The sequence below is a fragment of the Pseudomonas sp. WS 5412 genome, from assembly GCF_012985615.1.
In the GTDB taxonomy this organism is placed as follows: Bacteria; Pseudomonadota; Gammaproteobacteria; order Pseudomonadales; family Pseudomonadaceae; genus Aquipseudomonas; species Aquipseudomonas shahriarae.
In genome coordinates this window covers 65,173-91,640 of sequence record NZ_JAARMB010000001.1, presented here as the reverse complement: position 1 = coordinate 91,640, position 26,468 = coordinate 65,173, and the positions used below count along the sequence as shown (strand labels likewise).

At 62.1% G+C, this 26,468-nt stretch carries 21 protein-coding genes and 1 pseudogene; 9 read left to right on the top strand and 13 right to left on the bottom strand.

All coding sequences use genetic code 11. The features are described from left to right. Positions 1 to 55: 55 nt before the first annotated feature. A complete protein-coding gene (locus HBR94_RS00505) occupies positions 56 to 667 on the top strand; it encodes a TetR/AcrR family transcriptional regulator (protein ID WP_029292295.1) in 612 nt (203 codons plus the stop codon). A gap of 435 nt (positions 668 to 1,102) precedes the next feature. On the opposite strand, the gene HBR94_RS00500 is transcribed toward HBR94_RS00505, so the two are convergent. Genes HBR94_RS00500 through HBR94_RS00490 form a run of 3 tightly spaced genes read right to left on the bottom strand, consistent with a single transcriptional unit; the run spans position 1,103 to position 5,676 of the window. Next, positions 1,103 to 1,840: a transporter substrate-binding domain-containing protein gene (locus tag HBR94_RS00500; protein ID WP_170043998.1), complete on the bottom strand. Its 738-nt coding sequence runs from the start codon at positions 1,838 to 1,840 to the stop codon at positions 1,103 to 1,105. Continuing rightward, on the bottom strand, positions 1,830 to 3,044 hold the full coding sequence (gene prpF, locus HBR94_RS00495) for a 2-methylaconitate cis-trans isomerase PrpF (protein ID WP_170043997.1): 1,215 nt from the start codon (positions 3,042 to 3,044) through the stop codon (positions 1,830 to 1,832). Before prpF ends, HBR94_RS00500 begins: the two co-directional genes overlap by 11 nt. A 31-nt stretch (positions 3,045 to 3,075) precedes the next feature. Then, positions 3,076 to 5,676 carry an aconitate hydratase gene (locus HBR94_RS00490; protein ID WP_234451164.1) on the bottom strand — a complete coding sequence of 867 codons (2,601 nt, stop codon included), beginning with the start codon at positions 5,674 to 5,676 and terminating at the stop codon, positions 3,076 to 3,078. Between the two features lie 213 nt (positions 5,677 to 5,889). Between HBR94_RS00490 and HBR94_RS00485 the strand changes: the two genes are divergently transcribed. Beyond that, a complete protein-coding gene (locus HBR94_RS00485) occupies positions 5,890 to 6,777 on the top strand; it encodes a GntR family transcriptional regulator (protein ID WP_128593455.1) in 888 nt (295 codons plus the stop codon). Between the two features lie 66 nt (positions 6,778 to 6,843). Here HBR94_RS00485 and HBR94_RS00480 read toward each other — a convergent pair whose 3' ends face one another. The 6 genes from HBR94_RS00480 to HBR94_RS00455 all read right to left on the bottom strand — a co-directional run bounded on the left by HBR94_RS00480 (position 6,844) and on the right by HBR94_RS00455 (position 16,519). Next, positions 6,844 to 8,217 (bottom strand): DUF1329 domain-containing protein, encoded by a 1,374-nt coding sequence (locus tag HBR94_RS00480; RefSeq protein WP_115129093.1) that lies wholly within the window; start codon positions 8,215 to 8,217, stop codon positions 6,844 to 6,846. 60 nt (positions 8,218 to 8,277) lie between these two features. Continuing rightward, positions 8,278 to 10,263, bottom strand: a complete 1,986-nt coding sequence (locus HBR94_RS00475) for a DUF1302 domain-containing protein (protein ID WP_170043995.1) — start codon at positions 10,261 to 10,263, stop codon at positions 8,278 to 8,280. A 54-nt stretch (positions 10,264 to 10,317) separates the two neighbouring features. Further along, on the bottom strand, positions 10,318 to 11,622 hold the full coding sequence (locus HBR94_RS00470; RefSeq protein ID WP_170043994.1) for a phospholipase: 1,305 nt from the start codon (positions 11,620 to 11,622) through the stop codon (positions 10,318 to 10,320). Between the two features lie 107 nt (positions 11,623 to 11,729). Further along, on the bottom strand, positions 11,730 to 13,319 hold the full coding sequence (locus tag HBR94_RS00465) for an FGGY-family carbohydrate kinase (protein WP_057438979.1): 1,590 nt from the start codon (positions 13,317 to 13,319) through the stop codon (positions 11,730 to 11,732). A gap of 10 nt (positions 13,320 to 13,329) precedes the next feature. Beyond that, positions 13,330 to 14,919: a glycerol-3-phosphate dehydrogenase/oxidase gene (locus tag HBR94_RS00460; protein WP_170043993.1), complete on the bottom strand. Its 1,590-nt coding sequence runs from the start codon at positions 14,917 to 14,919 to the stop codon at positions 13,330 to 13,332. 4 nt (positions 14,920 to 14,923) lie between these two features. After that, complete coding sequence (locus tag HBR94_RS00455; protein WP_170043992.1) at positions 14,924 to 16,519, bottom strand: FAD-binding oxidoreductase; 1,596 nt, start codon at positions 16,517 to 16,519, stop codon at positions 14,924 to 14,926. 228 nt (positions 16,520 to 16,747) lie between these two features. Here HBR94_RS00455 and HBR94_RS00450 point away from each other — a divergent pair, with 228 nt between their 5' ends. From HBR94_RS00450 to HBR94_RS00440, 3 genes and pseudogenes are all read left to right on the top strand, one after another. Next, a complete protein-coding gene (locus HBR94_RS00450) occupies positions 16,748 to 17,767 on the top strand; it encodes an AraC family transcriptional regulator (RefSeq protein WP_115129096.1) in 1,020 nt (339 codons plus the stop codon). 184 nt (positions 17,768 to 17,951) lie between these two features. Then, a pseudogene (locus HBR94_RS00445) lies at positions 17,952 to 18,547 on the top strand (NAD(P)H-dependent oxidoreductase). Then, the gene (locus HBR94_RS00440) at positions 18,534 to 18,932 is read left to right on the top strand and encodes a MerR family transcriptional regulator (RefSeq protein WP_057438975.1); all 399 of its coding nucleotides are present in this window, start codon (positions 18,534 to 18,536) and stop codon (positions 18,930 to 18,932) included. The pseudogene HBR94_RS00445 and the gene HBR94_RS00440 overlap by 14 nt, the downstream one beginning before the upstream one ends. Here HBR94_RS00440 and HBR94_RS00435 read toward each other — a convergent pair. Further along, complete coding sequence (locus HBR94_RS00435) at positions 18,929 to 19,102, bottom strand: hypothetical protein (protein WP_170043991.1); 174 nt, start codon at positions 19,100 to 19,102, stop codon at positions 18,929 to 18,931. The genes HBR94_RS00440 and HBR94_RS00435 overlap by 4 nt on opposite strands. A gap of 148 nt (positions 19,103 to 19,250) precedes the next feature. On the opposite strand from HBR94_RS00435, the gene HBR94_RS00430 reads away from it, so the two are divergent. The 4 genes from HBR94_RS00430 to HBR94_RS00415 all read left to right on the top strand — a co-directional run bounded on the left by HBR94_RS00430 (position 19,251) and on the right by HBR94_RS00415 (position 24,423). Beyond that, positions 19,251 to 19,493 (top strand): exodeoxyribonuclease VII small subunit, encoded by a 243-nt coding sequence (locus HBR94_RS00430; protein ID WP_029299452.1) that lies wholly within the window; start codon positions 19,251 to 19,253, stop codon positions 19,491 to 19,493. Beyond that, positions 19,490 to 20,377 carry a (2E,6E)-farnesyl diphosphate synthase gene (ispA, locus tag HBR94_RS00425; protein ID WP_057444863.1) on the top strand — a complete coding sequence of 296 codons (888 nt, stop codon included), beginning with the start codon at positions 19,490 to 19,492 and terminating at the stop codon, positions 20,375 to 20,377. Before HBR94_RS00430 ends, ispA begins: the two co-directional genes overlap by 4 nt. A 110-nt stretch (positions 20,378 to 20,487) precedes the next feature. Then, positions 20,488 to 22,386, top strand: a complete 1,899-nt coding sequence (gene dxs / locus HBR94_RS00420) for a 1-deoxy-D-xylulose-5-phosphate synthase (protein ID WP_115129102.1) — start codon at positions 20,488 to 20,490, stop codon at positions 22,384 to 22,386. Positions 22,387 to 22,521: 135 nt separating this feature from the next. After that, positions 22,522 to 24,423 carry a TonB-dependent receptor gene (locus HBR94_RS00415; RefSeq protein ID WP_170043990.1) on the top strand — a complete coding sequence of 634 codons (1,902 nt, stop codon included), beginning with the start codon at positions 22,522 to 22,524 and terminating at the stop codon, positions 24,421 to 24,423. A gap of 146 nt (positions 24,424 to 24,569) precedes the next feature. On the opposite strand, the gene HBR94_RS00410 is transcribed toward HBR94_RS00415, so the two are convergent. The 3 genes from HBR94_RS00410 to ribA are packed head-to-tail and all read right to left on the bottom strand — an operon-like array spanning position 24,570 to position 26,400. Then, complete coding sequence (locus HBR94_RS00410; RefSeq protein ID WP_170043989.1) at positions 24,570 to 25,367, bottom strand: cobalamin-binding protein; 798 nt, start codon at positions 25,365 to 25,367, stop codon at positions 24,570 to 24,572. Then, on the bottom strand, positions 25,367 to 25,786 hold the full coding sequence (locus HBR94_RS00405; RefSeq protein WP_057960742.1) for a nuclear FMR1 interacting 1 family protein: 420 nt from the start codon (positions 25,784 to 25,786) through the stop codon (positions 25,367 to 25,369). The genes HBR94_RS00410 and HBR94_RS00405 overlap by 1 nt, the downstream gene beginning before the upstream one ends. Further along, the gene (gene ribA, locus HBR94_RS00400; RefSeq protein WP_057438973.1) at positions 25,783 to 26,400 is read right to left on the bottom strand and encodes a GTP cyclohydrolase II; all 618 of its coding nucleotides are present in this window, start codon (positions 26,398 to 26,400) and stop codon (positions 25,783 to 25,785) included. Before ribA ends, HBR94_RS00405 begins: the two co-directional genes overlap by 4 nt. Between the last annotated feature and the right edge of the window lie 68 nt (positions 26,401 to 26,468).

The following is a 26,468-nucleotide window of genomic DNA, read 5'->3' as shown; positions in this document are numbered from 1 at the left end:
TGCGCAAAGCCGACAAGACAGCTACAACCTTGTGTTCAGTGATTAAGGAATACCCATGGAACCCGCAAAAAAAACCGCCACCCGCGGCCGCCCGCCGAGCATCACCCGCGAGCGCATCGTCGACGCCGGCATCGAGATGGGCCTGCCCAACATCACCTTCGTCGGCCTGGCGGCGGCGTTGGGGGTCAGCCATATGGCGCTGTACAAACACGTGGCCAACCTCGAAGCGCTCAAGGCCATGGTTGCTGAAGAAATCTTCACCCGCTGGCAGATCCCCCAGGACTGCGGCGAGGCCGACGGTGGGTTGAAGGATTACCTGATCGTGTTCGCCACCTCGGTACGCGAGTTCGTCAAAACCCACCCCGGGCTGACTCCCTACGTGATCCGCCGCGCGGCAGCAACCGCGCCGATGCTGGCCAAGATTGATGGGCACCAAGCGTTGATTGCGCAGGGGTTTGGGGTGAGCAAGGAACAGGCGCGGTGGCTACTGGCGACGGTGGCGTTTCACTGCATGGCGGTGGCGGATACGGTGTATACGGTGACGCAGCGGGAGCCAGTGGTGGAAACGGCGCGGGATACGGAAGAAGCGGAGATGGAGGTGGAGTTGGCGCGGGGGATGGAGGCGTTGGTGGTGGGGGCGTTGGTATTGGTGGAGGGCGTTGCCTGAGCATTGCCAAGGCCTGCCTTGGGCAGGCCGATAGGATGTAATCGTTCCAATCTGGACTTAACCGGTTTCTGAGGCCATCCAGATCAGAAAACTACGTAGTTGCGCGATAAATTCTTTCGACTTGGCGTCCGGGCTCCTTGTCTGGGACAAGAAAAAGCAGATCTGCATGCACATACACGGGAAATGCTGGATAAACAGTTCGACATGTTCATCCAGTGTTTGCGGCCACATCAAGTCCTGTTCGGAACGAAGTACTTGCGTTGAGCGGATGAGTTTGCGCGAAGCTTCGCGTTGCAAACGCAGTGATTGCGTCGGTGTCGCCGCACCGAGAAGCGCGTACCTATCCCCTCCTCCGAGACATTCAGCCTCCCCCCAAACCTCGATTTGCCCACCCCCTTGGCGCCAACAAAGATGCCCTCGCTAACTAGCCACAGTTCAAATAATCGGCACCACAACACGTACATCGCCTTGCCCACTATCAGCTAACAACTTGGCCACAAAACCACTCCTCACAAGACGGCAGATGAAGTCTTCGATGTATTCAGCCGCAATTCTGCGTGCCTTCGGAACAGCCATCGCCTGGCGAATTTCCGTGAAGTTGTCTTTCAGTACCCTGACCCCAGTGGTTGAGTTTGCAAACCGCTCCAAAGGCTGTCTGACCCCGGCCGCTGCTTCCAGCCCCCGCTGTAAAAAGAGGTCGACGGCGCTTGCAGAGGTGTCCGCTCGAACAAGCTCAGCATGTTGCAGGGTGCGTGACAGGTACAGGTCATACGCAGCACCTCGGCCGACAGAAATTCTGTGGCCTTGCATATCCAAATCAGATGCACGTTCGAAAGGGCTTGCTGCATGAACGAGGTAGGTGCCATCGATGCTCACATAGGGACTGGAGAAGCAGATCTTTTGCGCTCGTACAGGCTCGATAGCCAGAAACGCCAAATCCCAAACCCCCTCCTCCAAGGCCGCGAACACTTTCCCAGCCGCGTCGTAGGGCATCAGGTTGACTGCAATCCCCAACTCCTTGGCCAACTCGTTCGCGAGTGCAACCGAGACGCCTCCCAATCGGCCAGTGACCGCATCGCGCTGGGCCAAAACGGGATTACCCAAGTTGATCGCCACTCGCAGTTCACCACTTGGCGCTAAATCATTTCGTACTGCAGCCATATCAACGTTCATGGTTGCTCGCCTTAGCCGCCATGGAACATGGCTGAGCACGTCGATGCATAGGGTCAACAAGGAGTTCGGGGAGGCATACCCAGCCTTCCATCAGTCGGCGTGCACTCCGGCTCATCACTGCTTTTTCAACCACCCAGGCGCCATCTTCCAGGACGGTTTTCGCGCCGACCGCGACGCTGCCGGCGGTATGCCCCATGCGCACCTGGCGATCGCCGATATTGCCGACGATGCGATTGACCAAGGTGCCATCAAGCGCTGCGGCAACTGCCACGGCAACCGCTCCGGTGCCAGTGATCGCATGGTGAAGCTTGCCCATTGAAAGTATTCGCGCAATCACATCAATGTCCTCAGGCTCAACCTGCTTACCCCCGGCGGCTTTGTAGGGTTGCGGCCTGGCAACCAGGCAAAGCTTCGGCGTGTGAGGACGCCACCGCGTTGCTTCGTCAGCACTCGCGGCCAAGCCCATGGCTACAGTGCAATGCGCGCGAATGGTCTCCAGCCGGGTAAGTAGCTGCGCATCACCGTTGACCTGGTCTTGTGTCTCGGTTCCCTTCAAGCCCACCTGCTGCGCGTCTATAAAGATTGTCGGGTTGCCGGCATTCAGCAATGTCACTGCAAGCTTACCAAGGCCCGGTACGTGCAGTTCGTCGACGGCATTCCCCGTTGGAAGAAGGCTGCCGTCCGCACCACCGGGGTTGAGAAACTCCAGAACGACTTCCGCTGCCGGAAATGCCACGCCGTCGAGCATGAAGTCGCCCTCTTCCTGGACTTCGCCGTTGCGCATCGGAACGTGAGCGATGATTCTTTTCTGGATATTGGCCTGCCAGATACGAACAACGGCCATGCCATCAAGCGGTGCCTCGACGAGACCTTCGGATATCGCGTAGGGGCCAACCGCCGCGCTCAGATTTCCACAGTTACCAGACCAGTCGATGACCGCCGTCTCGACGGCGGGTGCACCAAACAGATAGTCGACATCACAGTCGTCACGCCTGGATTGACCGATGATCACCACCTTACTGGTACTGGAAGTCGCGCCGCCCATGCCATCTATCTGCTTGCCATACACGTCGGGGCTGCCGATCACCCGCAGAAGGATGGCATCCCGCTCAGCACCTGCGGGCGGCAGGTGCTCCTCAAGAAAGAAAACGCCCTTGCTCGAGCCACCACGCATGTAAACGGCAGGAATACGTCTTTGGGTCATTCTAGTTTTACTCCAGCGAATCAGCGTTGCATCAGTTGAGGGAGGCGCTCTGCATACTTTCAATCAGCAACTGCGGCAGCAAACCACCGCTGCGCAAGTAGCGAACGTCTTCGAAGGTGTCCAGGCGGCTCAAGACCGACACCCGCTCTTTCTCGCCATTCTCACGCTCGATCACCAGGGTGATTGTTGCGCCCGGCTGGAAGTCTTGGGTGATGCCTTCAACGCTGAATAATTCGCGTCCGTTCAAGCCCAGGCTCTGGCGAGAAACACCGTCTTCAAACTGCAAAGGCAGAATGCCGAGACCCGCCAGGTTGGTGCGGTGAATGCGTTCGAAGCTTTCGGCCACGACCACCCGCACGCCTAACAGGCGCGGGCCCTTTGCCGCCCAGTCACGGGAAGAACCGCTGCCGTACTCTTTGCCGGCCACAACGATCAGCGGCTGCTTGCGTTGTGCGTAAATCTGCGCGGCCTGGAAAATCGTGGTGACTTTTTTCTCGGGCAGAAGCAATGTCCACGGGCCTTCACGGCCATCTTCAAACAGTTCGTTTTTCAGGCGGGGGCTTGCGAAGGTCGCACGCTGCGCGGCCTCATGGTTGCCACGGCGAGTGCCATATGAGTTGAAGTCCTGTACCGCGATGCCGTGGGATTGCAAGTATTGACCCGCATCGCTTTCTGGAAGAATCGCGCCAGAGGGCGAGATGTGATCGGTGGTGATGTTGTCCGAGAGCATGGCCAGCACACGCATGTTGCTGAGGTCCTGGGTGGTGTCTGTCGCACTCACCGCATCACTCCAGTAGGGAGGTTTGCGGATGTAGGTGCTGTTGGCCTGCCAGGGATACTGATCGCTGACGCCGGCGCGCAGGTCGCTGGCAATCAAGCCCGCTTCACGGGGAACATCTTCGTAGGCCTTGTCGAACAAATCGGCAGTCAGATTATCGGCTTCGATTTGCGTCAGTTCCTCATCGCTCGGCCACAATTCGTGGAGATAGACCGGCACGCCATCGTCGTCGAGACCCAATGCATCTTTTTCCGGGTCGATCAGGTAGGTACCTGCAATCGCGTACGCAACGATCAGCGGCGCAGACATGATGAAGACTTCGCGGGCCAACGGGTGAACACGCCCTTCAAAGTTACGGTTGCCGGAAGTAGCGGCCACGGTTTCCAGCTTGCGAGCCCGAATTTCGTCTTCGATTTCGGTACTGAGCAACGGGCCGGACATACCGTTGCAGGTCGTGCAGCCATAGCCGACCAGGTTGAAACCTAACGCATCCAGGTCCTCATTCAAGCCAGACCGCTCAAGATAGTCCGACACCACCCTCGAGCCCGGGGCGAAGGACGTCTTAACCCAAGGCGCTCTTTTCAGTCCACGCTTGCGGGCGTTACGTGCAACCAGTCCAGCAGCAATCACTCCACGGGGGTTGGACGTATTGGTGCAACTGGTGATGGCGGCGAGCACCACAGAACCATTGTCCAGGCCGCCAGGCAGTTGGGTAGCAGGCGCCTTTTGCCCCAGGACAATACGCTGGTGAGGCTGCTTCGGCCCGGCAATCGAGCGCGCGACGGTGCTGAGATCAAGGGTCACGACCCGGTTGTACTCAACGCCCGCGAGACTGTCATGCCACAGCCCCTGTGCACGCGCATACGCCTCGGTGAGGCCGGAAATCTCACCGCCACGCCCGGTCATACGAAGGTAGTGAAGCGTGCGATCATCAATTGCGAACATTGCCGCTGTCGCACCGAATTCCGGCGCCATATTCGATAAGGTTCCCCGGTCTGCCAGCGACAGTTGCGCGACACCCGGGCCGAAGAACTCCAGGAAAGCACCGATAACCCCCGCTTTACGAAGTTGCTCAGTCAACGCTAGCGCGATGTCGGTCGCAAGATAGCCCCCAGGCAAGTTGCCCTCCAGGCGTACCCCGACAATGTCCGGCAATCGCAGCATCAGCGATTTGCCCAGCATCGCAGCTTCGGCTTCGATCCCCCCAACCCCCCAGCCCAACACGCCAATGGCGTTAATCATCGTTGTATGGCTGTCGGTACCTACCAGCGTATCCGGGAAAGCCCACAGCTCATTGCCACGGCGCTGAGTACCCACGACGGTGGTCAGGCGCTCAAGGTTGATCTGGTGCAGGATGCCTTTGCCCGAGGGAATGATCGAAAGATTGCTGAACGCCTTGTTGCACCAGTCCAGGAACTGGAAACGCTCGGCATTGCGTACGCGCTCGATGGCCTCGTTATCGGCCTGCGCGCTGGCATCGCCCCAACGCTCGACATTGAGTGAGTGATCCACAACAAGGTGAGTGGGGGTGACAGGGTTCACCAGGCGCGGGTTGCCACCTTTCTCGGCGACGGCATCTCTCAACCCGGCAAGGTCGACCAGTGCCGGCGTGCCCAACAAATCCTGCAGCACAACCCTGGCCGGTCGAAACGGAATGTCGAATTCTTTGGAGCGTGCACAAATCACTTTCAGTGCGGCTTCAGGATCAGTCTCGCCACGCAAAACGTTCTCGGCCAGGATTCGCAAGCTGTAGGGCAGCGTTGCGTAATCACCCCCCAGATCAGTTACAACCCCACGGATATCGCTGACACGGTACTCGACTCCGTTGGCGCTAACGGTTCGACGCTTTGACATAGGCATTGGCTAATCCTCACAGGCTGCACGGGCAATGTTTTTGTGAGGCGCATATTGAACTTTATCGCGATATAGATCAATCCAAGCTTTATCCGCTTCATCGTACCGGTCAAATCGGGCGCCCACCCACGCCCACGATTTCTACGGTGTGGTTAAGCTTACCGGCACGCTAGAATGGGGCTTCCATGGTCAGCTCTACTTGGTCTCGATCCGATGCCCCTAAGCCCGCTGCAAGCACGCATTGCGCGTGACATTGTTTCTCTCGTGCGTCGTGAACGCTTTGCTATCGGACATCACCTGGTTGAGTCGCAGTTGGCGGCGGCGCTGAACGTATCGCGCACGCCGGTAAAGTTTGCGATGGGCCATTTGGTCGAAAAAGGCATGCTCACTTACGACCGCAATCGCGGCTTTTTCCTGGCCAGGTCCAGCGAGGATCTCGTCGATCTGGCCTCGCAAGTCATGGAAGGCAGTGACGATCCGCTGTACCTGAAATTTGCCGAATTGCGTCTGGGCAGGCAGCTCCCGGAGCTGTTCACCGAGATTGAATTCATGCGTCAGTTTGATGTGTCACGGGCGGCGCTGAGGGCCGTTCTATCACGCATCCAGCAGGAAGGATGGATTGAACAGCGTGCCGGCCAAGGATGGCGTTTTCTCCCCATGATCGACTCAGTGGAGGCGTATGAAGAAAGCTATGCCTTGCGCGCGACCATCGAGCCATCCGGCCTGCTCTCCCCCACATTCCTGATCGATGGTGAAACGCTGGCGGCCTGTCGCAAGCAGCAAGAGTTCATTGCCGGCGGCGGGTACTTGAGCATGACGCCTCAGGAGTTGTTCGAAGCGAACGCCCAGTTTCACGAGACACTGGCGGGGTGTTCCGGCAATCGCTTCCTGCAGCAAACGGTCCGCCGTTTAAACCAATTGCGTAGGCTTGTGGAATACCGCCAAGCCAGCACGCGAGCGCCACGCAAAGGCCAGGCCCAGGAGCATCTGGCCATTCTCGATTGCCTCGAACGAGGAGACCGCCTTGCAGCAGCCGACCAAATGCGCAAACACCTGGAACAGGCTCGGCGCAAGAAAGTAGATCCAGCGCTGTTCGAATAGCCCCGGCCTCGGCGGTCCCTCACAGAGCTGCGCTCACCTGCGCAGCTCTCTCAAATCCCGGTAGACCTACCGCGTGCCCCGCAAGCGCAACGCCGACGGCATAAAGTAAGAATCCTCAGGAATCGCCTGGCCAAAATCCACCGTCTGCGGCTCTTCGTTATCCAGGTTCTGCACGTAATAACGCCGCGCCTGCAGGTCATGGAACACATCCAATGCACTCCAGGTCGTGGGCAGGTCGTAGAAGTTCTTCAGGTAGGCCATCGACACCCGCCACAGTTCGCCACGACCGTCGTACTGGTCAACTACCGCTGCGCCCCAGCTGTCTTCATCGAGGTACAGCACGCGTTTGGAGTACAGGTGACGCGCCGTCGGTTTCAGGGTGCCTTCGACAACCCACACACGGTGCAGCTCGTAGCGCGTGTATTGCGGGTTGAGGTGGCCGACCTTGAGCAGGTCGGCGTATTTCACGTCGGCGCTGGCGACTTTGTAGTTGTTGTAGGGGATGTAGATTTCCTTCTTGCCCAGCAGTTTCCAGTCGTAGCGATCCGGCGAGCCGTTGAACATGTCGGTGTCATCTGCCGTGCGCAGGCCATCGGAGGACGAGATCGGCGTGTCGTACGCCAGGTTCGGCGCGCGGCGTACGCGGCGTTGGCCGGCGTCGTAGATCCAGGCTTGGCGCGCGTCTTTGATCTGGTCGAGGGTCTCGTGCACCAGGGTCGCGCCACCGGCCAGGCGGGCCGGGCTTTTTACGAAGGTCAGGTAGTAGAACAGGATGTTCTTCAGGTCGGCGTACTGCCCGCCCTGCCGGTAATAGTTAAACAACCCTTCCTGCTGCGACGTGACCAGGGCGAAGCTGCCATTGCGCTGCACGGGCGCTTCCGAAGCACGGCGGACCACGTAGGTGCCACGATAGCGGGTGATGTGGTTCCACAGTGCTTCCACACCGTTTTGCGGAATGGGGAATGGCACGCCGCCAAAGGCGTCGGCGAAGCCGGTGCCGCCGTCCAGCAGCTTGGCGCTGGTGGCGTTCTTGAAGGTGTTGTCATACACCCACTGGGGCGCCGAGCCAGAACGCCGGCTTGGGTAGATGGGCATCTGGAAGGTGTCGGGGTAGCTGTTGAACAAGGCGATCTCGCCCGCCGTCAGGTTGGCCTTGTACTGTTCCAGGTTAGCCTTGGTGATGGTGAACAGCGGCTTGTCGCCGGCAAAAGGGTCGACATGGTGTTTACCCTTTTCATAGCCCTTGGGGGCCTGGGTGATCCCACCTTCCCAGGTCGGGATGGTGCCGGCGGCATTGCCCGCGCGCTCGGCGCCGAGCGGTGTGAGCTGGGCCTTGAGCTGTTGCGCATCCTGGGGCGAGAGCGCAGCAAGCGCGTTGCCGGCGGCCAGGCCGAGGGCCAGGGCCAGGCTGGCGGTGAGTATTCGAGGTGTGTGGAACATGGCGAATCTCCAAAAAAACGAGGGCGGGCAGCCGCCCTCGCGCCGCAGCACGGCAGCGGCTTACAGGAAGTACTTGAGGTTGAAACCGATGTTGTCGCGGTCGCGGATCACGTTGTTCTGGCCGCCACCAAAGAACTCGGTGTATTGCAGCTCGGCTTCCAGCTTGTTCTGGTAGTTGGCCTTGAGCCCCAGGGTGTAAGCCTTGCGTCCCTCGATGTAGTTGCCGGCCTGATAGGAGTTGCCCTTGAAGTCGTCCTTGTAGACCGCGTAGGGCGACAGGTTGACCCCGGCGAACACGTCGTTCCAGGTGCCGTTGAACATCACCGTATAGCTGTAGGAATCACGGCTGACCTGGTCATCACGCTCACCACCAGACACATAAGAGGTGTTGCCGCTGCCCGCGTAGTAGCGGGTGCTGCCATCGTAGGCCTGGTACTTCAGGCTGCTGCCACGCAGGTGCTCGGAGGCCAGTTCGAACACGCCGAACAGCGAGTCGAAGCTCAGGCCCGGGCCGAAGTTGTAGATGCTGCCCAGCGAGGTGTTGAAGGCCTCGACGCGCTCGGAGTTGTCGATCTGGCTGTTGAGGTTGACCATCTGCCCGCCGACATTGATGAACTGCCCGCCCGCCGCCGCGCCGGCGCCATTGGCCAGGTCGCCGATCAGGTCGTTGGTCGCGGCGATACCAATCGGCAGGTTCGGCCGGTAGGCCAGCTCGCCAAACACCGAGGCCTTGCCCAGGGTGGTGTTGAAGCTGAAGCCATACATGCGGATGTCTTCGGCATAACGCCGGTGCGCCTGGATATTGCCCATTACATCCACCGTCGCCAGGCCATTGGCCAAGGCCGCGGCCTGGCTGCCGGCCACCGACGACAGCATGCTGGTCAGCGCCGCCATGTCGATGCCCTTGTAACCCGCCAGGTCTGCGGCGATGGTCGGCTCCTTGGCGTGGTAGTTGACCAGGTACAGGCCGAACTCGGTGCTGTTGAGTTCCTCGGCGATGTAGCGGAAGGCAAAGCCGTACTGGCCATCGTTGCGCGCGTTGTAGTCCTTGCCGATGGACGCCACCTTGAGGGTGTTGCCGTAGGCCGGGGTCATGCCGTTGGCATACAGCCCGGTACTGCGCAGCATGCCGCCGAACATCGGGTTGTTGCCCAGGGCGTCGTATAACCCGATGACGTTGCCGCCGATGGGCGTCGGGGTGTCGAGGGCGCTGCCGGTGAAGTTGTTGTACCCCGTGCGGCCGCCATCGGCGAACAGGTCGCTCTGGGAATAGAAGGTGCCGACCGGGTCGATGCGGGTCTCCTTCCAGTTCCACTGATAGAAGCTCTCCATCGACAGGTTGTCGCTCAAGCCAATATTGAAGCTGATGGCTTCCACCGGCATCAGCACTTCCTTGACCTCGGCGCCCGGCAGGCGGTACTTGGCCGCGTCCACCGGGTTGGTGGTATTGACCCCGCCGCGATAGAAAATGCCCTCGCCCCAGTTGAACACCTGGCGCCCCAGGCGCGCGGTCAGGGGCATCTGGCCAACGTCCCAGTTGCCATAGATGTAGGAGTCGAGAATCTCTACACGGCTACCAGCAATGTCGCGGGTCTGGTCGGTGAAGTGGTCATCCTGGGGATGGCTCTGGCTGGGTTGCGACGGGTTGTTGTTGCGGTAGTAGTCGTTGCGCTTGTCCATGATCTGGGTGTCATAGAACCCCGTGCCACGCACGAACAGCCCGTAGTTCTGATAGTTGGCTTCCAGCTCCGAAGTGATCTTGTACACCTCGGAAACCAGCCCGGTATCGAAGTTGCGATTGCCGTCGTTGGTGTTGACGTCGTCGTTGCCCTTGTCACGCCCCTGGACCCGCCACAGACGCCCATAAGACAGGGTGCTGTCGAACGAGCCGGTGACCTGGTTGTCCAGCACGCTGAACTCCATGGCCTGCACGGTCCCGCCGCTGCACAGTTGCAACAGACCTACCAGGCCGACGCCCGCCCCAGTGGATGTGATGGACCATTTACCCTCGGATCCCGAGCCTTGCGCGCGCACTGTGGTGCTCATTACCGTCTCTCCCCTGCAACCTTTTTTGTTGTTATTGCACTGCGTTGTCTGTTGTTACTGCGCCGGGCGGTCGAGACCAGCCCTGACGTAGTTGCGACTGTGGGCGCCAAAGTGGCGCAGCAACTGCACCAACTGTTCGTTGAGCCGGGCATGGTCGTAGCGTTCGGCGGACAACTGGTTGCCGGCACTGAAGCTCTGGGTCGCCCCGGGCGTGGTCAGCCACTGGCCGATGGCCTCGTCGAACGCCACGGCCTGGGCATCCGCCTGGGCACTGACCACTTGGCGCAGGTAGTCCGTCGAGTAAGCCGGGTAATCGGCGTCCTGAGTGGCGTCGGCATAGGCCGCCAGCATCGGGTTATCCGCCCCCGTCAGCAGCAGGTGGCGCAGCCAGGCGAACTGGTAGCGCTCCACCTCGTTGTGGCGCGTGGCGACACGTTCGATCGCCGCCCGCTTGTCGCTGTCGTAGCCGGCCAGGGCCTTGCCTTCCATCAGCAGCATGCTGGTCAAGTCATCGCCCGGCAGAGTGGTGGCGTGATACGGCTGGGTCAGGTCCTGCAGGTAGTGCATGCCCCAGCCGAGGAAGCGATAGCCCCAGTAGGGATGGCCATTGGCGAAGGCAAAACGCGCCAGACCGAAGTACTGGTAGGCCCGCCAGTCCGGCCAGTTGCGCAACAGGAAAGGCGCCGCCACATAGACCACCGCGCTCTCGTGAAAGAAGCCCATATGAAACGGCGCCTGGGAGCTGTACTGGAAGCGCGCGTCGCCAAACGACTGCACACCGAAGCCATAGAGTGCGCCGACCGCCCCTGGGTTATCGCTGAACAGGTTGATATCGTGGCCGTAGTCCGGCTCGTCCGCGGCGGTTGCCAGCACGGCCAGCGGCGCGACCGTCTGCCCCGACTGCAGTTGGATAAAGCGCTGGCGATTCCACGGCGAGAGGGTCTGTTCGACCATCACTTCGGTGGCCTTGAGCTGCGGGCGCCCAGCCAGGTCCTCGCCGGGCATGGGCTGGATCACCTGGGCCAGGTGGATCTGTGGGTTGACCCGCAGGGCCATGAGCAAGTCCCGGCGCAGATCGGCCCCAGGCTGCGGCGCCAGACGCAGGTTGTCGGGGCGCGGCGGGTAGTCGGGAAAGTGCTTGCGGGCGAAGTTTTCCTGTTCGTCCAGCAAGGCCACCAGCCCTGGGTACTGCTCGGACACAAACTGCTCAAGGGACTCGACCGCCACCTCGGGCGCCTCGCGCAACGCGGGCAAATCCCGCAGGGCCAGGTAGCTGCCCACGCTGTGATTGGACCATGCACCGGCCCCAGGCGACAGACTGCACAGCCCCAGGCACAGCAGCAACGACGGCAACTTCATGGCTTTACGCTCTTTTTTTAGATGCGTTCAGCCTAACAATCCGGGTATCCCCCGACACTGTCCGATCTTGCCAAAACGACTCTCCAATAGCGCCATACAGCCTGGGCCTACGCCGGGTAGCCGGTAATCTCGCGGATGCTCTGGTACAGCGGCTTGAGCTGGCGATACATGTGCAGGTAGACCTCGCGGTACAAGCGGTCGTACATCTGTTGCGCCTCGGGCTGGGGCATGAACACCTCGGCGGTGCGGGTCATGGCGGCGATGGCGGTATCGAAGTCCGGGTACAGCCCAAGCCCCACCGCACAGGCAATCGCCGCCCCCAGCCCGGACGCCTCGTAGACATGCGGACGCTCGGCGGGCAGGCCGAAGATATCGGCGGTCAGTTGCATCGCCGCGTCGCTCTGGGAACCGCCACCGGCCACGCGCAAGCGCTTGATCGACAGTTTCGACCGGCGCTCGATACGCTCCTTGCCCTGGCGCAAGGCATAGGCCAGCCCCTCGAGGATCGCCCGGTAGATATGGGCACGGGTGTGCACGTCGCCAAAGCCGATCATCGCGCCCTTGGCCTCTACACCCGGCTCGCGGATGCCCGGCGACCAGTAGGGTTGCAGGGTCAGGCCCATGGAGCCGGGCGGCACCGCGTTGACCAGCGCATCGAACAGTTGCTCCGGTTCCAGGCCCTGCTCCCGGGCCTGCTGCATTTCCCGCAGGCCGAACTCGTTCTTGAACCAGCTGACCATCCAGTAGCCGCGATAGATCATCACTTCACAGTTGTAGTGATCGGGGATCGCCGCCGGATACGGCGGGATCAGCGGCACTATCTCCAGGTAGCGCGAGCGGGTAGTGGTGATGGTCGCCGTGGTGCCGTAGGACAGGCACGCGGTCGTCGCCTCCACCACGCCGGAACCGAGCACCTCGCAGGCCTTGTCGGAGCCAGCGGCAATCAGTGGCAGGCCCTCGGGGATCCCTGTGTGGCGGCTGGCCTCGGCGGTGATGCGGCCCAGTTCTTCTCCTGGCTTATACAGGCGCGGCAGCTGCTGCGCACGCACCGCCAGGGCCTGCCATTTCCAGTCCCGGGGCGCGGCCCAGCGCAGGTGCTTGAAGTCGAAGGGCAAGTAGCCCACGCAGCACCCCACCGAGTCGACAAAACGCCCGGTCAGGCGATGGCTGAGAAAGCCCGAGAGCAGCAGGAACTTGTCGGTGGCGGCCCAGATATCCGGCTGATGCTGGGCGATCCAGTTGGCCTCGGCCTGGGCGCGAAAATAGTCCACCGTGGCCTCGGCGCCGATCAACTTGAACAGCCAGCCCCACGGGCCCTTGATCCCGCCCTCGGGCTCGCACTGACGCTGGTCGAGCCAGAGGATCGCCGGGCGCAAGGCCTGGCCCTGGGCATCGACATTGATCAAAGTGCCGCGCTGGGTGGTCAGGGACACGCCACGGATCAGGCTGCGGTCGATGCCGGTCTGCGCCCACAATTGCTGGCAGGCTTCGCCCAGTTTGCGCCAGTAGTAATCCGGATCCTGCTCGGCCCAGCCGGGCTGCGTGGAGTAGTAGGCCTGCAACTCGACCTTGCCTTTGCCCAGCAGATTGCCCTGCAAGTCGAACAACAGCGCGCGGACACTCTGGGTGCCGTTGTCGATCGCCAGCACATAGTGTTTGTCGGGGGAATTGTTATCCACGAAGCTCTCTTTATTCATGACGCGCTCTTCAGATCGAGGCGGACGGGACGCTGTGATGGCGTTGCCAGAGTTGCAGGTAGCGCTGCTGTTCCTGTTCCCAGCGCGTGTCGTCCCAGCCCAGGCGCGGCTGACATAGCCGGCGGATGTCTGGCAGGTAGTGAGCGGCGCCGTCGGGCAGTAACAACCCCAGACGGGTGCGCCGCAACAACAGGTCGTCCAGGTGCAGGACCATCTCGGCCTCGGCGGCAAACGCCAGCTCCGCCCACAAGGTATCGCTGGCGCCGACACACTCGCTGCCCAGGCTGCGTATCAGCCGGGCCAAACGTGGCAGGTCACGGCCATGGCGCCCGGCCAGACGCCTCAGGCCGGCGGCGCTCAGCCCAGGAATCGCCTGCAGTGGCACGGCCTGGAACACTGGCGTGCCGTCATCCTCCAGGGTCTTCCCGAGCATCCCGGCACAGGCCCGCAACACCTCGATGGCCTGGGGCCTGAAGGTGGTCAGCTTGCCCCCCGCCAACGTCACGCAGCCCGGCTCCTGCCACAGCACATGCTCGCGGGTTTCATTGGAGGGCTTGGCCTGGGAGTCAGCGGCGCCCACTACCGGGCGCACCCCGGACCAGGTGCACAGCACGTCCGCCGCCGTTACCTCGGCCTGGGGAAATGGCTGGGCGCAGGCCTCCAGCAGGTAGTCGAGCTCTTCGCGGGTAATGCTCGCCCCGAGGTCCAGGTCCTCGCGATGATCCAGGTCGGTGGTGCCCACCACAGTGGCCCCTTCCCAGGGAAAGACGAATACCGGGCGACCGTCGCGCCGATGCATGAAACTGAAGGCGTGGGCCACCGGCAAGCGCCAGCCCGGCAACAACAAGTGGCTGCCTCGCAAGGGCCGCAACTGCCGCTGCCCACCACCCGGTTGCAGGCGTTCAGCCCAGGCGCCGGTGGCCACTGCCAGCACCGCGCAACGCACTTGCATAACGGCAGCGCCTTGCGTGTCCTCGACCTCGACCCCACACACCCGCCCGCCCTCGCGCAGCAACTGGCGCACCCGCAGGCCGTTCAGCGCCCAGGCGCCATCGGCGCGGGCCTCGGCCAACACACGCATGACCAGGCGCGCATCGTCGGTCAGGGCATCGCGAAACTGCGAAGCCCCCAGCAGCCCCGGCTCCATCAACCCCGGCGCCAGGTAGCGCAGTTGCGCAGGTTTATGAAACTGGCGGCTGCGACAACCGGCCAGGGCGTCATACAGGCGCAGCAAGCCGCCGAAGACCCGCGGTCCGGGGAACCCGCCGCGATAGTGCGGCATCAGGAAACTCACGGGTTCCACCAACCCCGGTGCTTCGCCCATCAGGCGCTGGCGCTCGCGTACCGAATCACGGGCCAGGCGCCACTGGCCCTTGGCGATGTAGCGCAGGCCGCCATGGACCATTTTCGACGAGCGGCTGGAGGTGCCCCAGGCAAAATCCCGTTGTTCCAACAGCAGGCAGCGCCAACCGCGCCGGGCCGCCTCGCGCAGGATCCCTGCGCCGCTGATACCACCGCCAATCACGATCAAGTCCCAGGTTTCATTCGCCAGTTGCGGCAGCACGGCCGCGCGCCACTGGGCATTCCAGTCATCGCTCATGGGCCTAGTCTTCCAGCAGGGTGCCGGGGTTCAGACGCCCGGCCGGATCGAAATGCCGGCTCAGGCTGTGCAGCGCAGCCATCGCCAGTTCGCCCTTCTCCCTCGGCAGGTAGGGCGCGTGGTCCTTGCCCACGCCATGCTGGTGGCTGATGGTGCCGTGGTTGTCGACGATGGTGCGGCTGGCCGCCTGCTTCAGGGCCTTCCAGCGCTCCAGGGTGGCCGGGTAGTCCGCCGCCGGGCGGAACACGTAGCTGGTGTAGATGCTCGAACCTTCGCCATAGACATGGGACAGGTGGGTAAACACATGGACCCGCTCGCCCTCGGCCGCCAGGCAGTCACGCAGGCTGGCCTCGATCGCGTGCAACAAGGCGTCGACATGGCACCAGTCGGTCGCAGTCTCCAGGGTGTCGACCACGTAGCCGGCATTCCAGAGATTCTCCCGCAGGTAGGGGAAGCGAAAGCGGTTCTGTTGCCATTTCTTGCCCAGCAGGGTGCCGGTGAACACCCCGCCAAAAGCCTTGAGGTGCTGGCGCGCCTGGCGCAACGACAGCGCATTCTGCCGACGATTGCCGGTGACGCCGAAAGTCAGCAGGCATTTGCCCTCGCCAGCCCCGCGCAGTGCCAGGTAGCGCTCCAGCCAGGCGATTTGATGGGGATGACCAGCCAGCGCCAGTTGGGTCTGGGTTTCCATGGCATTCGACAGACGCAGCATCGACAGCGGCACCCGTGCCTGCACCAGTCGGCGGATCGCCTGCAGGGCCTGGGGCCAGTCGGGCAGGAACACGCCATAGAAGCGCTCGTCCTCGGGCAGCGCGCTGACCCGGACCTTGACCGTGGAAATGATGCCGAAGCGCCCTTCGCTGCCCAACACCACTTCCCGCAGGTCAGGGCCGGCGGCCGAGGCCGGGAAGCTCGGGATTTCCAGGGGCCCGGCGAACGTTTCCAGGGTGCCGCCGGCGAACAGTTGCTCGATCCGCCCGTAGCGCAGCGATTGCTGGCCGCTCGAGCGGCTGGCCACCCAGCCGCCCAGGGTCGACAACTCCCAGGACTGCGGGAAGTGCCCCAAGGTGTAGCCTTTGGCACGCAACTGGCTCTCCACCTGGGGGCCACTGGCACCGGGGCCGAACGTGGCGATCAGGCTTTGTTCGTCGAGGTCGAGCAGGCGGTTCATGTGGGCCAGGGACACCGTCAGCACCGGGCGCGTGGAGGCCGGCGGGTTGATATGTCCGGCCACGGACGTGCCACCGCCATAGGGAATCAGGCACAGGTCGGCACTGTCGGCCAGGGCCAGCAGCTGGCGGATCTGCTCGACAGTTTCCGGCAGGGCCACAGCATCCGGGTACCGACCCAGGGCACCTTCACGCAGGGCCAGCCAGTCCGGCAGGCTCTGACCGCGGGCATGCATCAGACGGTCCCGGGGCTCGATGCTGTAAAGCGTGTGGGGCGCCAGCCGCGACGCGGGCACTGCGGCCAGGGCACTGTCCAGGCTGGCGTCCGGCAGGGTGTGCCCGTCGCCCAATCGCTCGCGCAGAAACGCTGCGCCATGGGCGGGCATCTCCATCTGCGTGGTTTCTTCGCCCCAGCCGTTCCAGCGTCGCATGCCTGTTTCTCCCAGCAGATCTTGTGATTTTCAGTGCTCCCATACTAAACAGCCGGCGCTGGCTGTCACGGTCGCATCGGGACAGATGGAGTAGCCAATTGGGTCACTCGCTGTATTACCGGATGTATCCACGGGAGCATTTACTTTAGTCACGATTTCAAATTACCTTGCGTGCCATCGACGCGCGCAAGGCACTGCCGCCGGCAACACCCCGCCAGGAACCCGATCATGCAGACACTCGGCTCTACCTCCGTCCCTCCTCTGCTGAAGTACCTGCGCCATGCCGAACAGCTCGGCGTGGCAACCGCCCCCGCACTGGAGGCGGCCGGGATCACTGCCGGCCAACTGGACGACAACAGCCTGCGCCTGCCTGTGGAAGCCCACGAACGCCTGCTGGAGTATTTCTGCGAACATTCCGGGGACCTGCTGTTCGGGCTCAATTCAGCGCGCTTCGTGTTGCCCAACTCGTGGAGCGTGCTCGGCTACATCACCATGAACTGCGCGACCCTGGGCGAGGCAATGAACCGCATCATGCCGTTCGAAAAACTGGTGGGCGACATGGGCACCAGCCGCGCCGAAATGGTCCATGACCAAGTCCGCCTGATCTGGAACTGCCGCCACCAGCAGCCGCGCATCCGCCGGCATATGGTGGAGAACGTGCTGGCGTCCTGGCTGGTGTATGCCCGCTGGATCGCCGACACCGAACTGTCGCCAAGCCAGGTGTTGCTCGAACACCCATTGCCGGACGGCGCGCAGCTCAGCCAATACGAGGACTTCTTCGGTTGCCCGGTGCTGTTCGAGCAACCCTGCTCGGCCCTGGTGGCGCCCTTGAGTTACCTGCAGACCCCCCTGCGCCAGGCCGATGCGCAATTGCTGCGCACCCTGGAAGAACATGCCCTGGCCCTGATGGCCTCGCTGGACGATTCAAGCCTGGCGCTGCGGGTGAAAAACGCCCTGCGCCAGTTGCTCAAGGAAGGCCTGCCGCGCAAGGAACAGGTGGCCGAACAGTTCGCCATGTCGGTGCGCACCCTGCAACGCCAACTGCAGCAGGCCGGCACGTCCTACCAGCAGATCCTCGACGACCTGCGCCAGGAACTGGCCGAGCACTACCTGCTGCACAGCGACCTGCCGATCCAGGACATCGCCCAATACCTGGGCTTCACCGAACCCCGCTCGTTCCACCGCACCTTCAAGAGCCGCACCGGCGTGCCGCCGGGCGAGTATCGGCAGACCCATCGGGGCAGTTAGGGTTTGGGGGACTGCATTTCAGGTCCTGACCAAACAGAGTGAACCCGGTATTCAACACAACGAAGATCAAATATGGGAGCTGGCTTGCCTGCGATAGCGCCCGATCAGGCCATTCCTGGGTACTTGACTCTCCCCCTAGGGTCACACGCCATCCTGCGGGCCCCGACCTCAGGACTCCCCACCCATGACCCGCCGCATCCTGCTCATTCTTGGCCACCCCGCCAGCACCAGTTTCTGCTACGCCTTAGCCTCTGCCTATCGCGAATCAGCCAGCCGCGCCGGCCACGAAGTGCGCACCTTGTATCTGGGCGAGTTGAGCTTCGATCCTGTCCTGCACCACGGTTACGCTCAGGTACAAGCCTTGGAGCCGGACTTGCTCATGGCGCAATCCGACATCCTTTGGGCCGATCATCTGACGTTTATTTTCCCTATCTGGTGGGGGGGAATTCCAGCATTGATGAAAGGCTTCATCGACCGCGTGTTCCTGCCCGGTTTCGCCTTCAAATACCGCAAGGGCAAAGCATTCCCCGACAAGCTCTTGAAGGGCCGTACCGCCCATCTGCTGGTGGCCCTGGATACGCCGCCGTGGTATTACCGCTGGTTCTACCACATGCCCGGCCTGCACCAGATGCGCAAGACCACCCTTGAGTTGTGTGGTATCAAGCCGATCAAGACAATCATGTTCGGGCCTGTGCTGGGCTCTACTGCGGCGCAGCGCGACAAGTGGCTGAAAAAGGCTGGCACACTCTTTTAGGAATGGATCTGCATGTACATCGGTAAAGCCGCGCAGTTGTCAGGCACGACGATCAAGGCGATTCGTCACTATGAGGACATCGGCTTGCTGCCACCGCCGCAACGCGAGGGGCGGTATCGGGTTTACTCGGCGCAGAGCGTTGAGCTGCTGACGTTTATCAAGTGCGCGCAGCAGTTGGGCTTCAAGCTCAAGGAGTTGCAGGGAATTCTCCACGGGCACCGTGGCGATGAGCTGCCGTGGCAGCGCGCCAACCAGGCGATCGCGCAAAAGAAGCTCGAGTTGATGACGCAGATCCAAGCCCTGCAACAGGTGCATGCAGGGCTGGTGGCGTTTGAGGGCAGCCTGGAGCAGGCCCAGGGTCAATGCCAGTTTGCACGTCTGGTGGAAACCGGCACTGCGCGCAACGGCTAGTTCAGCAGATCGCCCCATTTGTTTTGCAGGGCGCGCTCTTCTGCCAGGATTTCCCGCGTCATGCTGTCAACCCATTGCTGGGCAAACCCATTGGCTTCACGCAGCAGCAGCATGATGTCATCGAGCTCGAAGTCGCCGGGTTTGGCCACGTCCTTATGCTCATCCAGCATCTTCCTGACCATTTCATTGAGCTGCTTAGGAGCTGAAGCCTTGGCTGTATGACTGAAAAACCCCGGTGCGCTCAAGCGCCCCTCATTTGCCCCTACCCCCCCTATCTGCTAGTGTCGCGCCCGTTTACCGTCAACCGGAATAGCCGCCATGGCCCGCAAAAAAGTTGCACTCGATTTCGAACAATCCCTCGCCGATCTGCAAACCCTGGTCGAGCGTCTGGAGAACGGCGAGTTGTCGCTGGAAGACTCGTTGACGGCGTTTGAGCAAGGTATTGGCCTGACCCGCGATTGCCAGAGCGCTCTGGCGCAGGCGGAGCAGAAGGTCCAGGTGTTGCTGGAACGGGATGGGGAGTTGGCCGAAGAACCTTTCGACGCGGAACAAGCGCAATGATCGACGTTTATCAGGCCAGCAGTCAGGCCCGGGTCAATGCTGCGCTGGAACCGCTGTTTGTGGCGCCAAGCCCGGAGTTGGCCAGGCTGTATGAAGCCATGCGCTATAGCGTGATGAACGGCGGCAAGCGCGTACGGCCTTTGCTCGCCTATGCGGCCTGTGAGGCGCTGGGCGTGGATGCCGCGCAAGCCAATGGCGCGGCGTGTGCGGTGGAATTGATTCATGCCTATTCGCTGGTGCATGACGATTTGCCAGCCATGGACGATGACGATCTGCGTCGCGGCCAGCCCACTACCCATAAGGCTTTTGACGAAGCCTGTGCGATCCTCGCCGGCGACGGCCTGCAAAGCCTGGCGTTCAGTGCCCTGCTCGACCCGCGTTTGAGCGGTGTGAATGCCGAGATCCGCCTGCGCATGGTCACTGCGTTGGCCGCCGCCGCAGGCCCGGCCGGTATGGTCGGGGGCCAGGCAATTGACCTCGGCTCGGTCGGCCTCAAGCTGGACCAGCAAGCCCTGGAATATATGCACCGGCACAAGACCGGGGCGCTGATCGAGGCTGCCGTGCACCTCGGCGCCCTGGCCAGTGGTCGCGCCGAAGCGGCGCAGTTGGCCGCTTTGCAGATCTATGCCCGGGCCATCGGCCTGGCGTTCCAGGTGCAGGACGATATTCTCGACGTGGAAAGCGATACCGCGACCCTCGGCAAGCGCCAGGGCGCCGATATTGCCCGTGACAAGCCGACTTATCCGTCGCTGTTAGGGCTGGATGCCGCCAAGGCCTATGCCCTGGAGCTGCGCGACCAGGCCCTGGCCGCCCTGCGACCATTCGACGCGGCAGCCGAGCCGCTGCGTGACCTGGCGCGGTATATCGTCGAACGCCGCCACTGATTACGGCGGCGATTACCGCCGCATATCGGCCAAGTTCGGTGCTCTGCGTGGGCAGTTTGCGATGCTTGAGGTAAACTGCCGCCTCTTCTATACCTATAACGATTCGCCTGATGCCCACGACGTTTCAAGAGATTCCCCGCAAGCGCCCGACCACGCCGCTGCTGGACCGTGCCAACACGCCGGCCGGCTTGCGCCGTCTGGGTGAAGCCGAGCTGGAAACCCTGGCCGATGAGTTGCGCCTGGAATTGCTCTACACGGTCGGCCAGACCGGTGGGCATTTTGGTGCAGGCCTGGGCGTCATCGAGCTGACCATCGCGCTGCATTACGTATTCGACACCCCGGACGACCGGCTGGTGTGGGACGTGGGTCACCAGGCGTATCCGCACAAAATCCTCACCGGACGCCGCGAGCGCATGGCTACCTTGCGCCAGAAGGACGGCATCGCCGCCTTCCCGCGCCGCTCCGAGAGCGAATACGACACCTTTGGCGTCGGCCACTCCAGCACCTCGATCAGTGCAGCCCTGGGCATGGCGATTGCCGCCCGTCTGCAAAACAGTGATCGCAAGGCGATTGCCGTGATCGGTGATGGCGCGCTGACAGCCGGCATGGCGTTTGAAGCGTTGAACCATGCGCCGGAAGTGGACGCCAATATGCTGGTGATCCTCAACGACAACGACATGTCGATCTCGCGCAATGTCGGTGGCTTGTCCAATTACCTGGCAAAAATTCTGTCCAGCCGCACCTATGCCAGCATGCGCGAAGGCAGCAAAAAAGTGCTGTCACGCCTGCCCGGCGCGTGGGAAATTGCCCGCCGCACCGAAGAATACGCCAAGGGCATGCTGGTCCCCGGCACCCTGTTCGAAGAGCTGGGCTGGAACTATATCGGCCCGATCGACGGCCACGACCTGCCGACCCTGATCGCCACCCTGCGCAATATGCGCGACCTCAAGGGCCCGCAGTTCCTGCATATCGTCACCAAGAAAGGCAAAGGCTTCGCCCCGGCGGAAGTCGACCCGATTGGTTACCACGCCATCACCAAGCTCGAACCGCTGGACGCGCCCGTGGCGGCGCCAAAAAAGGCCAGCGGGCCGAAGTACTCCGGTGTATTTGGCGAATGGCTGTGCGACATGGCCGCCGCCGACCCGCGCCTGGTGGGCATTACCCCAGCGATGAAGGAAGGCTCGGACCTGGTGGCGTTCAGCGAGCGTTTCCCGCTGCGTTACTTCGATGTGGCGATTGCCGAGCAACATGCGGTGACCTTTGCCGCCGGCATGGCCTGCGAAGGCGCCAAACCGGTGGTGGCGATCTACTCGACCTTCCTGCAACGCGGTTATGACCAGCTTATTCACGATGTAGCGGTGCAGAACCTCGACGTGCTGTTCGCCATCGACCGCGCCGGCTTGGTGGGCGAAGACGGCCCGACACACGCCGGCAGCTACGATCTGTCGTACTTGCGCTGCATCCCCGGCATGCTGGTGATGACCCCGAGCGACGAGAACGAGCTGCGCAAGATGCTCAGCACCGGCCACCTGTACAACGGCCCGGCAGCGGTACGTTACCCCCGTGGCAACGGCCCGAATGCGGTGATCGAGAAAGACCTGGAACCGATCGAGATCGGCAAGGGCATCGTGCGGCGCCAGGGCAGCAAGACCGCGTTCCTGGTGTTTGGCGTGCAACTGGCCGAAGCCCTGAAAGTGGCGGAGAAAATCGACGCCACCGTGATCGACATGCGCTTTGTCAAACCCCTCGACGAAACCCTGGTGCGCGAGATCGCCGGCAGCCATGAATTGCTGGTGACCGTTGAAGAAAACGCCATCATGGGCGGCGCCGGTGCGGCCGTCAGCGAATTCCTGGCGCGGGAGAACATCCTCAAGTCGGTGCTGCACCTGGGCTTGCCGGACATTTATGTGGAGCACGCCAAACCCGCGCAGATGCTGGCTGAGTGTGGGCTGGATGAAGCGGGGATCGAGGCTGCGGTTCGCCATCGCATGGCTTTGCTCGGCCTGTAAACCGGACCAAACTGTGGGAGCTGGCTGGCCTGCGATGCAAACACCTCGGTCTTTCAGAGAGACCGGGGCGACGCAATCGCAGGCCAGCCAGCTCCCACATTTGTTTTGTATTGCCTTGGAATCCATGGACGGCCCATGAAACACCTTCGACTTGCCCTGCCACTCCTGCTCTTGCCCACTGTGGACCTGCTCGCCGACACCCGCGACGCTGCCCTGAAGCTCCCCGATGTGGTGATCAGCGCCAACCGCCAGGTGCAGGCACGCAATGACAGCAGTGCTGCCAACACCGTGTTCACCCGGGACGATATCGACCGCCTGCAACCCTCCAGCCTGACCGACCTGCTCAGCCGCGTGCCCGGCGTGCAAGTGGCGCGCACCGGTGGCCGGGGCAGCTTGCCGGGGATTTTCATACGTGGCACCAAGTCCGCGCAAAGCCTGGTATTGGTGGATGGCCAGCGGATTGCCAATAGCACGTCCGGCGACAGCGGCCTGCAATACCTGAATATTGATCAGATTGAGCGGGTGGAAGTGCTGCGCGGGTCGCGCTCGGTGATTTACGGCAGCGATGCGATTGGCGGGGTGATCCAGGTATTTACCCGCCGCAATGCCGGGCCAGGCCTGCAGCCGCGCTTGAAGCTGGGCTTTGGCAGCCACAACACCTGGGAACGCAGCCTGGGCCTGTCGGGCGGCGATGAACGCACGCGCTTCAACCTGGGTGCGAGCCTGGATGACACCGCCGGTATCGACTGGAGCCACACCTCCTTCCCCAGCGACCGCGACCATGATGCCTATCGCAATAAGTCGCTGAGCTTGAACCTGAGCCATGAGTTCAGCGATGAGCTGGAGGTGGGTTTCAACCTGCTGGATAGCCGGGGCAAGTCGGAATATGACAACAGCTTTGGTCGCTATGATTTCGCTACCGGGCAAAGTGTCGGCCAGAAGCCCTATACCGACTACACCGTCAGCAGCGCCAGCGCGTACATCGACGCCCAACTCAACGAGGCCTGGCAGACCCGCGTGGAGCTGGGCCACAGCGAAAACCGCGACACCAAACGCGACAAGCTCAGCACTGACTTCAGTGTGTTCAACACCTATCGCGACTCGATCAACTGGCAGAACGACCTGACGCTCGATCAGCAAAACAGCCTGATCCTGGGCGGTGATTGGTATGAAGACCGTTTTCACGGCAGCACCACGCTCAGCGAAAACAGCCGCTGGAACCGCGCCGCGTTTATCCAGCATCGTTTCAAGGGCGAGTGGTTTTCCACCGAACTGGGGCTGCGCCGCGACCAAAACCAGCAATTTGGCGGGCAGAACAGTTGGAGCGGTACGCTGACCTTGCCAGTTAACAGCGAAAACGACGTGTTGCTAAGTTACAGCGAAGGCTTTCGTGCGCCGACGTTTAATGATCTGTACTACCCGAACGAAAACGGGTTTATAAGCAGCAATCCAGACCTTAAACCTGAAACCTCAAAAAGCTACGAGGTGCAGTGGCGTAGCCAACTCAGCGACGTCAGCCGGTTAGAAGCCTCGCTATATCGGACTGATATCAAGGACGCGATCATCTACGACAATTCGGGTCCGCACAATGTCGCCACCGCCCGCATCAACGGCTTCGAAGCCGCACTCAAGCAAGAACTGTTCGGCTGGCAAGGCAACCTCGGCCTGTCGATCATCGACCCACGCGACCGCAACAGCGGCCACACCCTGGCACGCCGTGCCCGGCGCACCCTGAACCTGGACCTGGATCGGCAGTTCGAACAATTGAGCCTGGGCGCCAGTTGGCAGGCCATCAGCAGCAGCTACGATGCCGAAGACAACAAGCACCGCCTCTCGGGCTATTACCTGCTGGGGTTGCGCAGCGGTTGGGCGCTGAATCGGGAAGTGGCGCTGTCGCTGAAGGTCGATAACCTGCTGGATCGCCGCTATACGCGGGCCTGGTACAGCTATGACGATCCAAACTTCGAGAACAACCAGCCGTACCGCGAAGAAGGCCGGACGTGGATGCTTGGGGTGACGTGGACGCCGCAGCTCTGAGGTTGTCCGGGCCGACGCCATCGCAGGCAAGCCAGCTCCCACATGTGTTCTGTGGTGCGGCCAAAATATTCTGCACTGCCGAGCGCCCACCTTTTGATGTGTGAATACAGTCAAATGTGGGAGCTGGCTTGCCTGCGATAGCGCTCTCAGCTGTTCGGCGCAATCACCTGACACAGCCGGCCCACCGCCTCCACCATCTGCCCACTGGGCCGTTCCAGGCCTTTGTCCGGCACGATCAGCAAACGCCCCTGAGCCACCGCCGCCACCTGGGGCCAGGCCTTCCAATCGTCCAGTTGCGCTTGATCCGCCGCGAGGATCACTTCGGGATCACGTTGCAACACCGATTCGATACTGACCTGCGGGGCTGGCAGCTTGAGGTCATCAAACACATTGCGCGCGCCACACACGCTAAGCGCATCGCTGATGATCTGCCCACCGCCCACGGTGTACAGAGGCTGGTTCCACACCTGATAGAACACCCGCAACGGCTGGCTGCGCTGATAGCGCTGGCGCAACTCGGCCAAGCGTTGACGCAAGCGGGCAGCCAATTGGCGACCTTCATCAGCGCGGCCTAGCTGTCGGGCGATGGCTTCGACCTGGCTGCTCAGTTGTTCAAGGCTATGGGGTTCGGCGACGTAAACAGGGATGTTCAAACGCTTGAGCTGCTCGCGCTGGGCCGGGCCGACGCTGCCGGGCCAGAGCAGCAGCAAGTCAGGCTGCAGGCTGAGCAGTCGTTCCAGATCCAACTGCCCATAACGCCCCACCGAGGGCAGGCTACGCAGCGCGTCAGGCCGTTCACCGCCGTCGAGTACGCCCACCAGCAGATCGCTGGCACCCAGTTCAACGACGATTTCAGATAAGGAAGGCGCGAGGCTGACCACCCGCTCGACCGCCATCGCCGACGCACTGGCGGCCAGCAGCAGACCCGCCAGCCAGAGGCGCATCAGCCGAGTTGACGCGGGATGCGATAGAGGTAGAACAGCACCAGGGTCGACAATGCCAGCAGAAACAGCGGCACCGCTTCCAGGCCGACGAACACTGCCAGTGCACCGATCCAGGCGGGAAACGCCGCGACCAGCAGCGCCGTACGCCGACGGGCCGCGAGGGTGATCCACGCGGCCGGCTCTTCAGGCGTATCGAGGGCCTTGGAGGTGGCGATCAGTGCATGTTTATAGGCATGGAAGTAACGCAGGCTGGCAAACATCGAGGCAACGCCGGCGATAAAGAATGGCATTGCCAGCACCGGCAACAACGGCTCGCCCTGGCCAAATACCAGATTGATCACGAATAACGGCAACAACGCCAGCGCCAGGTACTGCCACCAACTGAAGGACAGGCGCCGCTTGACCTGGCCGCGCGTCACGCCCGGTCTGCCTCGCCCTGATGCTCGTTGCCCATCATATGGTCGAGCTTGCTGGCCTTGGTCGCCAGGTAGAGTTTGTTGTGCGGGTTATGCCCGGTGTGCAGCGGCACACGCTCGGCGACGGTGATGCCCATCTCGGTCAAGGCCTTGACCTTGCGCGGGTTGTTGGTCATCAGGCGCAGGGACTGGATGCCCAGGTGCTCAAGCATCGGCAGGCAGATGGCGTAATCGCGCTGATCGGCGGCGAAACCCAGGCGCTCGTTGGCCTCGACGGTATCGGCGCCACCGTCTTGCAGTTCGTAGGCGCGGATCTTGTTCAGCAGGCCAATGCCACGGCCTTCCTGACGCAGATACAGCAGCACGCCACGGCCTTCACGGGCAATGGCTTGCATGGCGGCTTCCAGTTGCGAGCCGCAGTCGCAGCGCTGGCTGAACAGTGCGTCACCGGTCAGGCACTCAGAGTGCAAGCGGCCCAGGACCGGGGCGCCATCGGCCACATCGCCCAGGCTGAGCACGACGTGCTCGCGCCCGGAGGCTTTTTCAAGAAAGCCATGCATGGTGAACGTGGCAAAAGGGGTAGGCAGCTTGGAAGCAGCGACGAAAACGACGGGCACCGTGTGCTCCTGATTTCAGATTTCACAGAGGCGGGCATTGTAACAGCACGTTCCTACAGACGCTTAAG

Excerpts from the sequence above, each read along its gene's own strand:
- HBR94_RS00500 (WP_170043998.1), bottom strand. The coding sequence starts at position 1,840 with ATGAACGTTGATATGGCTGCAGTACGAAATGATTTAGCGCCAAGTGGT.
- HBR94_RS00450 (WP_115129096.1), top strand. The coding sequence starts at position 16,748 with ATGCAGACACTCGGCTCTACCTCCGTCCCTCCTCTGCTGAAGTACCTG.
- ispA (WP_057444863.1), top strand. The coding sequence starts at position 19,490 with ATGATCGACGTTTATCAGGCCAGCAGTCAGGCCCGGGTCAATGCTGCG.
- HBR94_RS00505 (WP_029292295.1), top strand. The coding sequence starts at position 56 with ATGGAACCCGCAAAAAAAACCGCCACCCGCGGCCGCCCGCCGAGCATC.
- HBR94_RS00455 (WP_170043992.1), bottom strand. The coding sequence starts at position 16,519 with ATGCGACGCTGGAACGGCTGGGGCGAAGAAACCACGCAGATGGAGATG.
- HBR94_RS00430 (WP_029299452.1), top strand. The coding sequence starts at position 19,251 with ATGGCCCGCAAAAAAGTTGCACTCGATTTCGAACAATCCCTCGCCGAT.
- HBR94_RS00410 (WP_170043989.1), bottom strand. The coding sequence starts at position 25,367 with ATGCGCCTCTGGCTGGCGGGTCTGCTGCTGGCCGCCAGTGCGTCGGCG.
- HBR94_RS00415 (WP_170043990.1), top strand. The coding sequence starts at position 22,522 with ATGAAACACCTTCGACTTGCCCTGCCACTCCTGCTCTTGCCCACTGTG.
- HBR94_RS00465 (WP_057438979.1), bottom strand. The coding sequence starts at position 13,319 with ATGAATAAAGAGAGCTTCGTGGATAACAATTCCCCCGACAAACACTAT.
- HBR94_RS00475 (WP_170043995.1), bottom strand. The coding sequence starts at position 10,263 with ATGAGCACCACAGTGCGCGCGCAAGGCTCGGGATCCGAGGGTAAATGG.
- HBR94_RS00435 (WP_170043991.1), bottom strand. The coding sequence starts at position 19,102 with ATGCTGGATGAGCATAAGGACGTGGCCAAACCCGGCGACTTCGAGCTC.
- HBR94_RS00485 (WP_128593455.1), top strand. The coding sequence starts at position 5,890 with ATGCCCCTAAGCCCGCTGCAAGCACGCATTGCGCGTGACATTGTTTCT.
- HBR94_RS00490 (WP_234451164.1), bottom strand. The coding sequence starts at position 5,676 with ATGTCAAAGCGTCGAACCGTTAGCGCCAACGGAGTCGAGTACCGTGTC.
- HBR94_RS00480 (WP_115129093.1), bottom strand. The coding sequence starts at position 8,217 with ATGTTCCACACACCTCGAATACTCACCGCCAGCCTGGCCCTGGCCCTC.
- dxs (WP_115129102.1), top strand. The coding sequence starts at position 20,488 with ATGCCCACGACGTTTCAAGAGATTCCCCGCAAGCGCCCGACCACGCCG.
- HBR94_RS00470 (WP_170043994.1), bottom strand. The coding sequence starts at position 11,622 with ATGAAGTTGCCGTCGTTGCTGCTGTGCCTGGGGCTGTGCAGTCTGTCG.
- HBR94_RS00440 (WP_057438975.1), top strand. The coding sequence starts at position 18,534 with ATGTACATCGGTAAAGCCGCGCAGTTGTCAGGCACGACGATCAAGGCG.
- prpF (WP_170043997.1), bottom strand. The coding sequence starts at position 3,044 with ATGACCCAAAGACGTATTCCTGCCGTTTACATGCGTGGTGGCTCGAGC.
- HBR94_RS00460 (WP_170043993.1), bottom strand. The coding sequence starts at position 14,919 with ATGAGCGATGACTGGAATGCCCAGTGGCGCGCGGCCGTGCTGCCGCAA.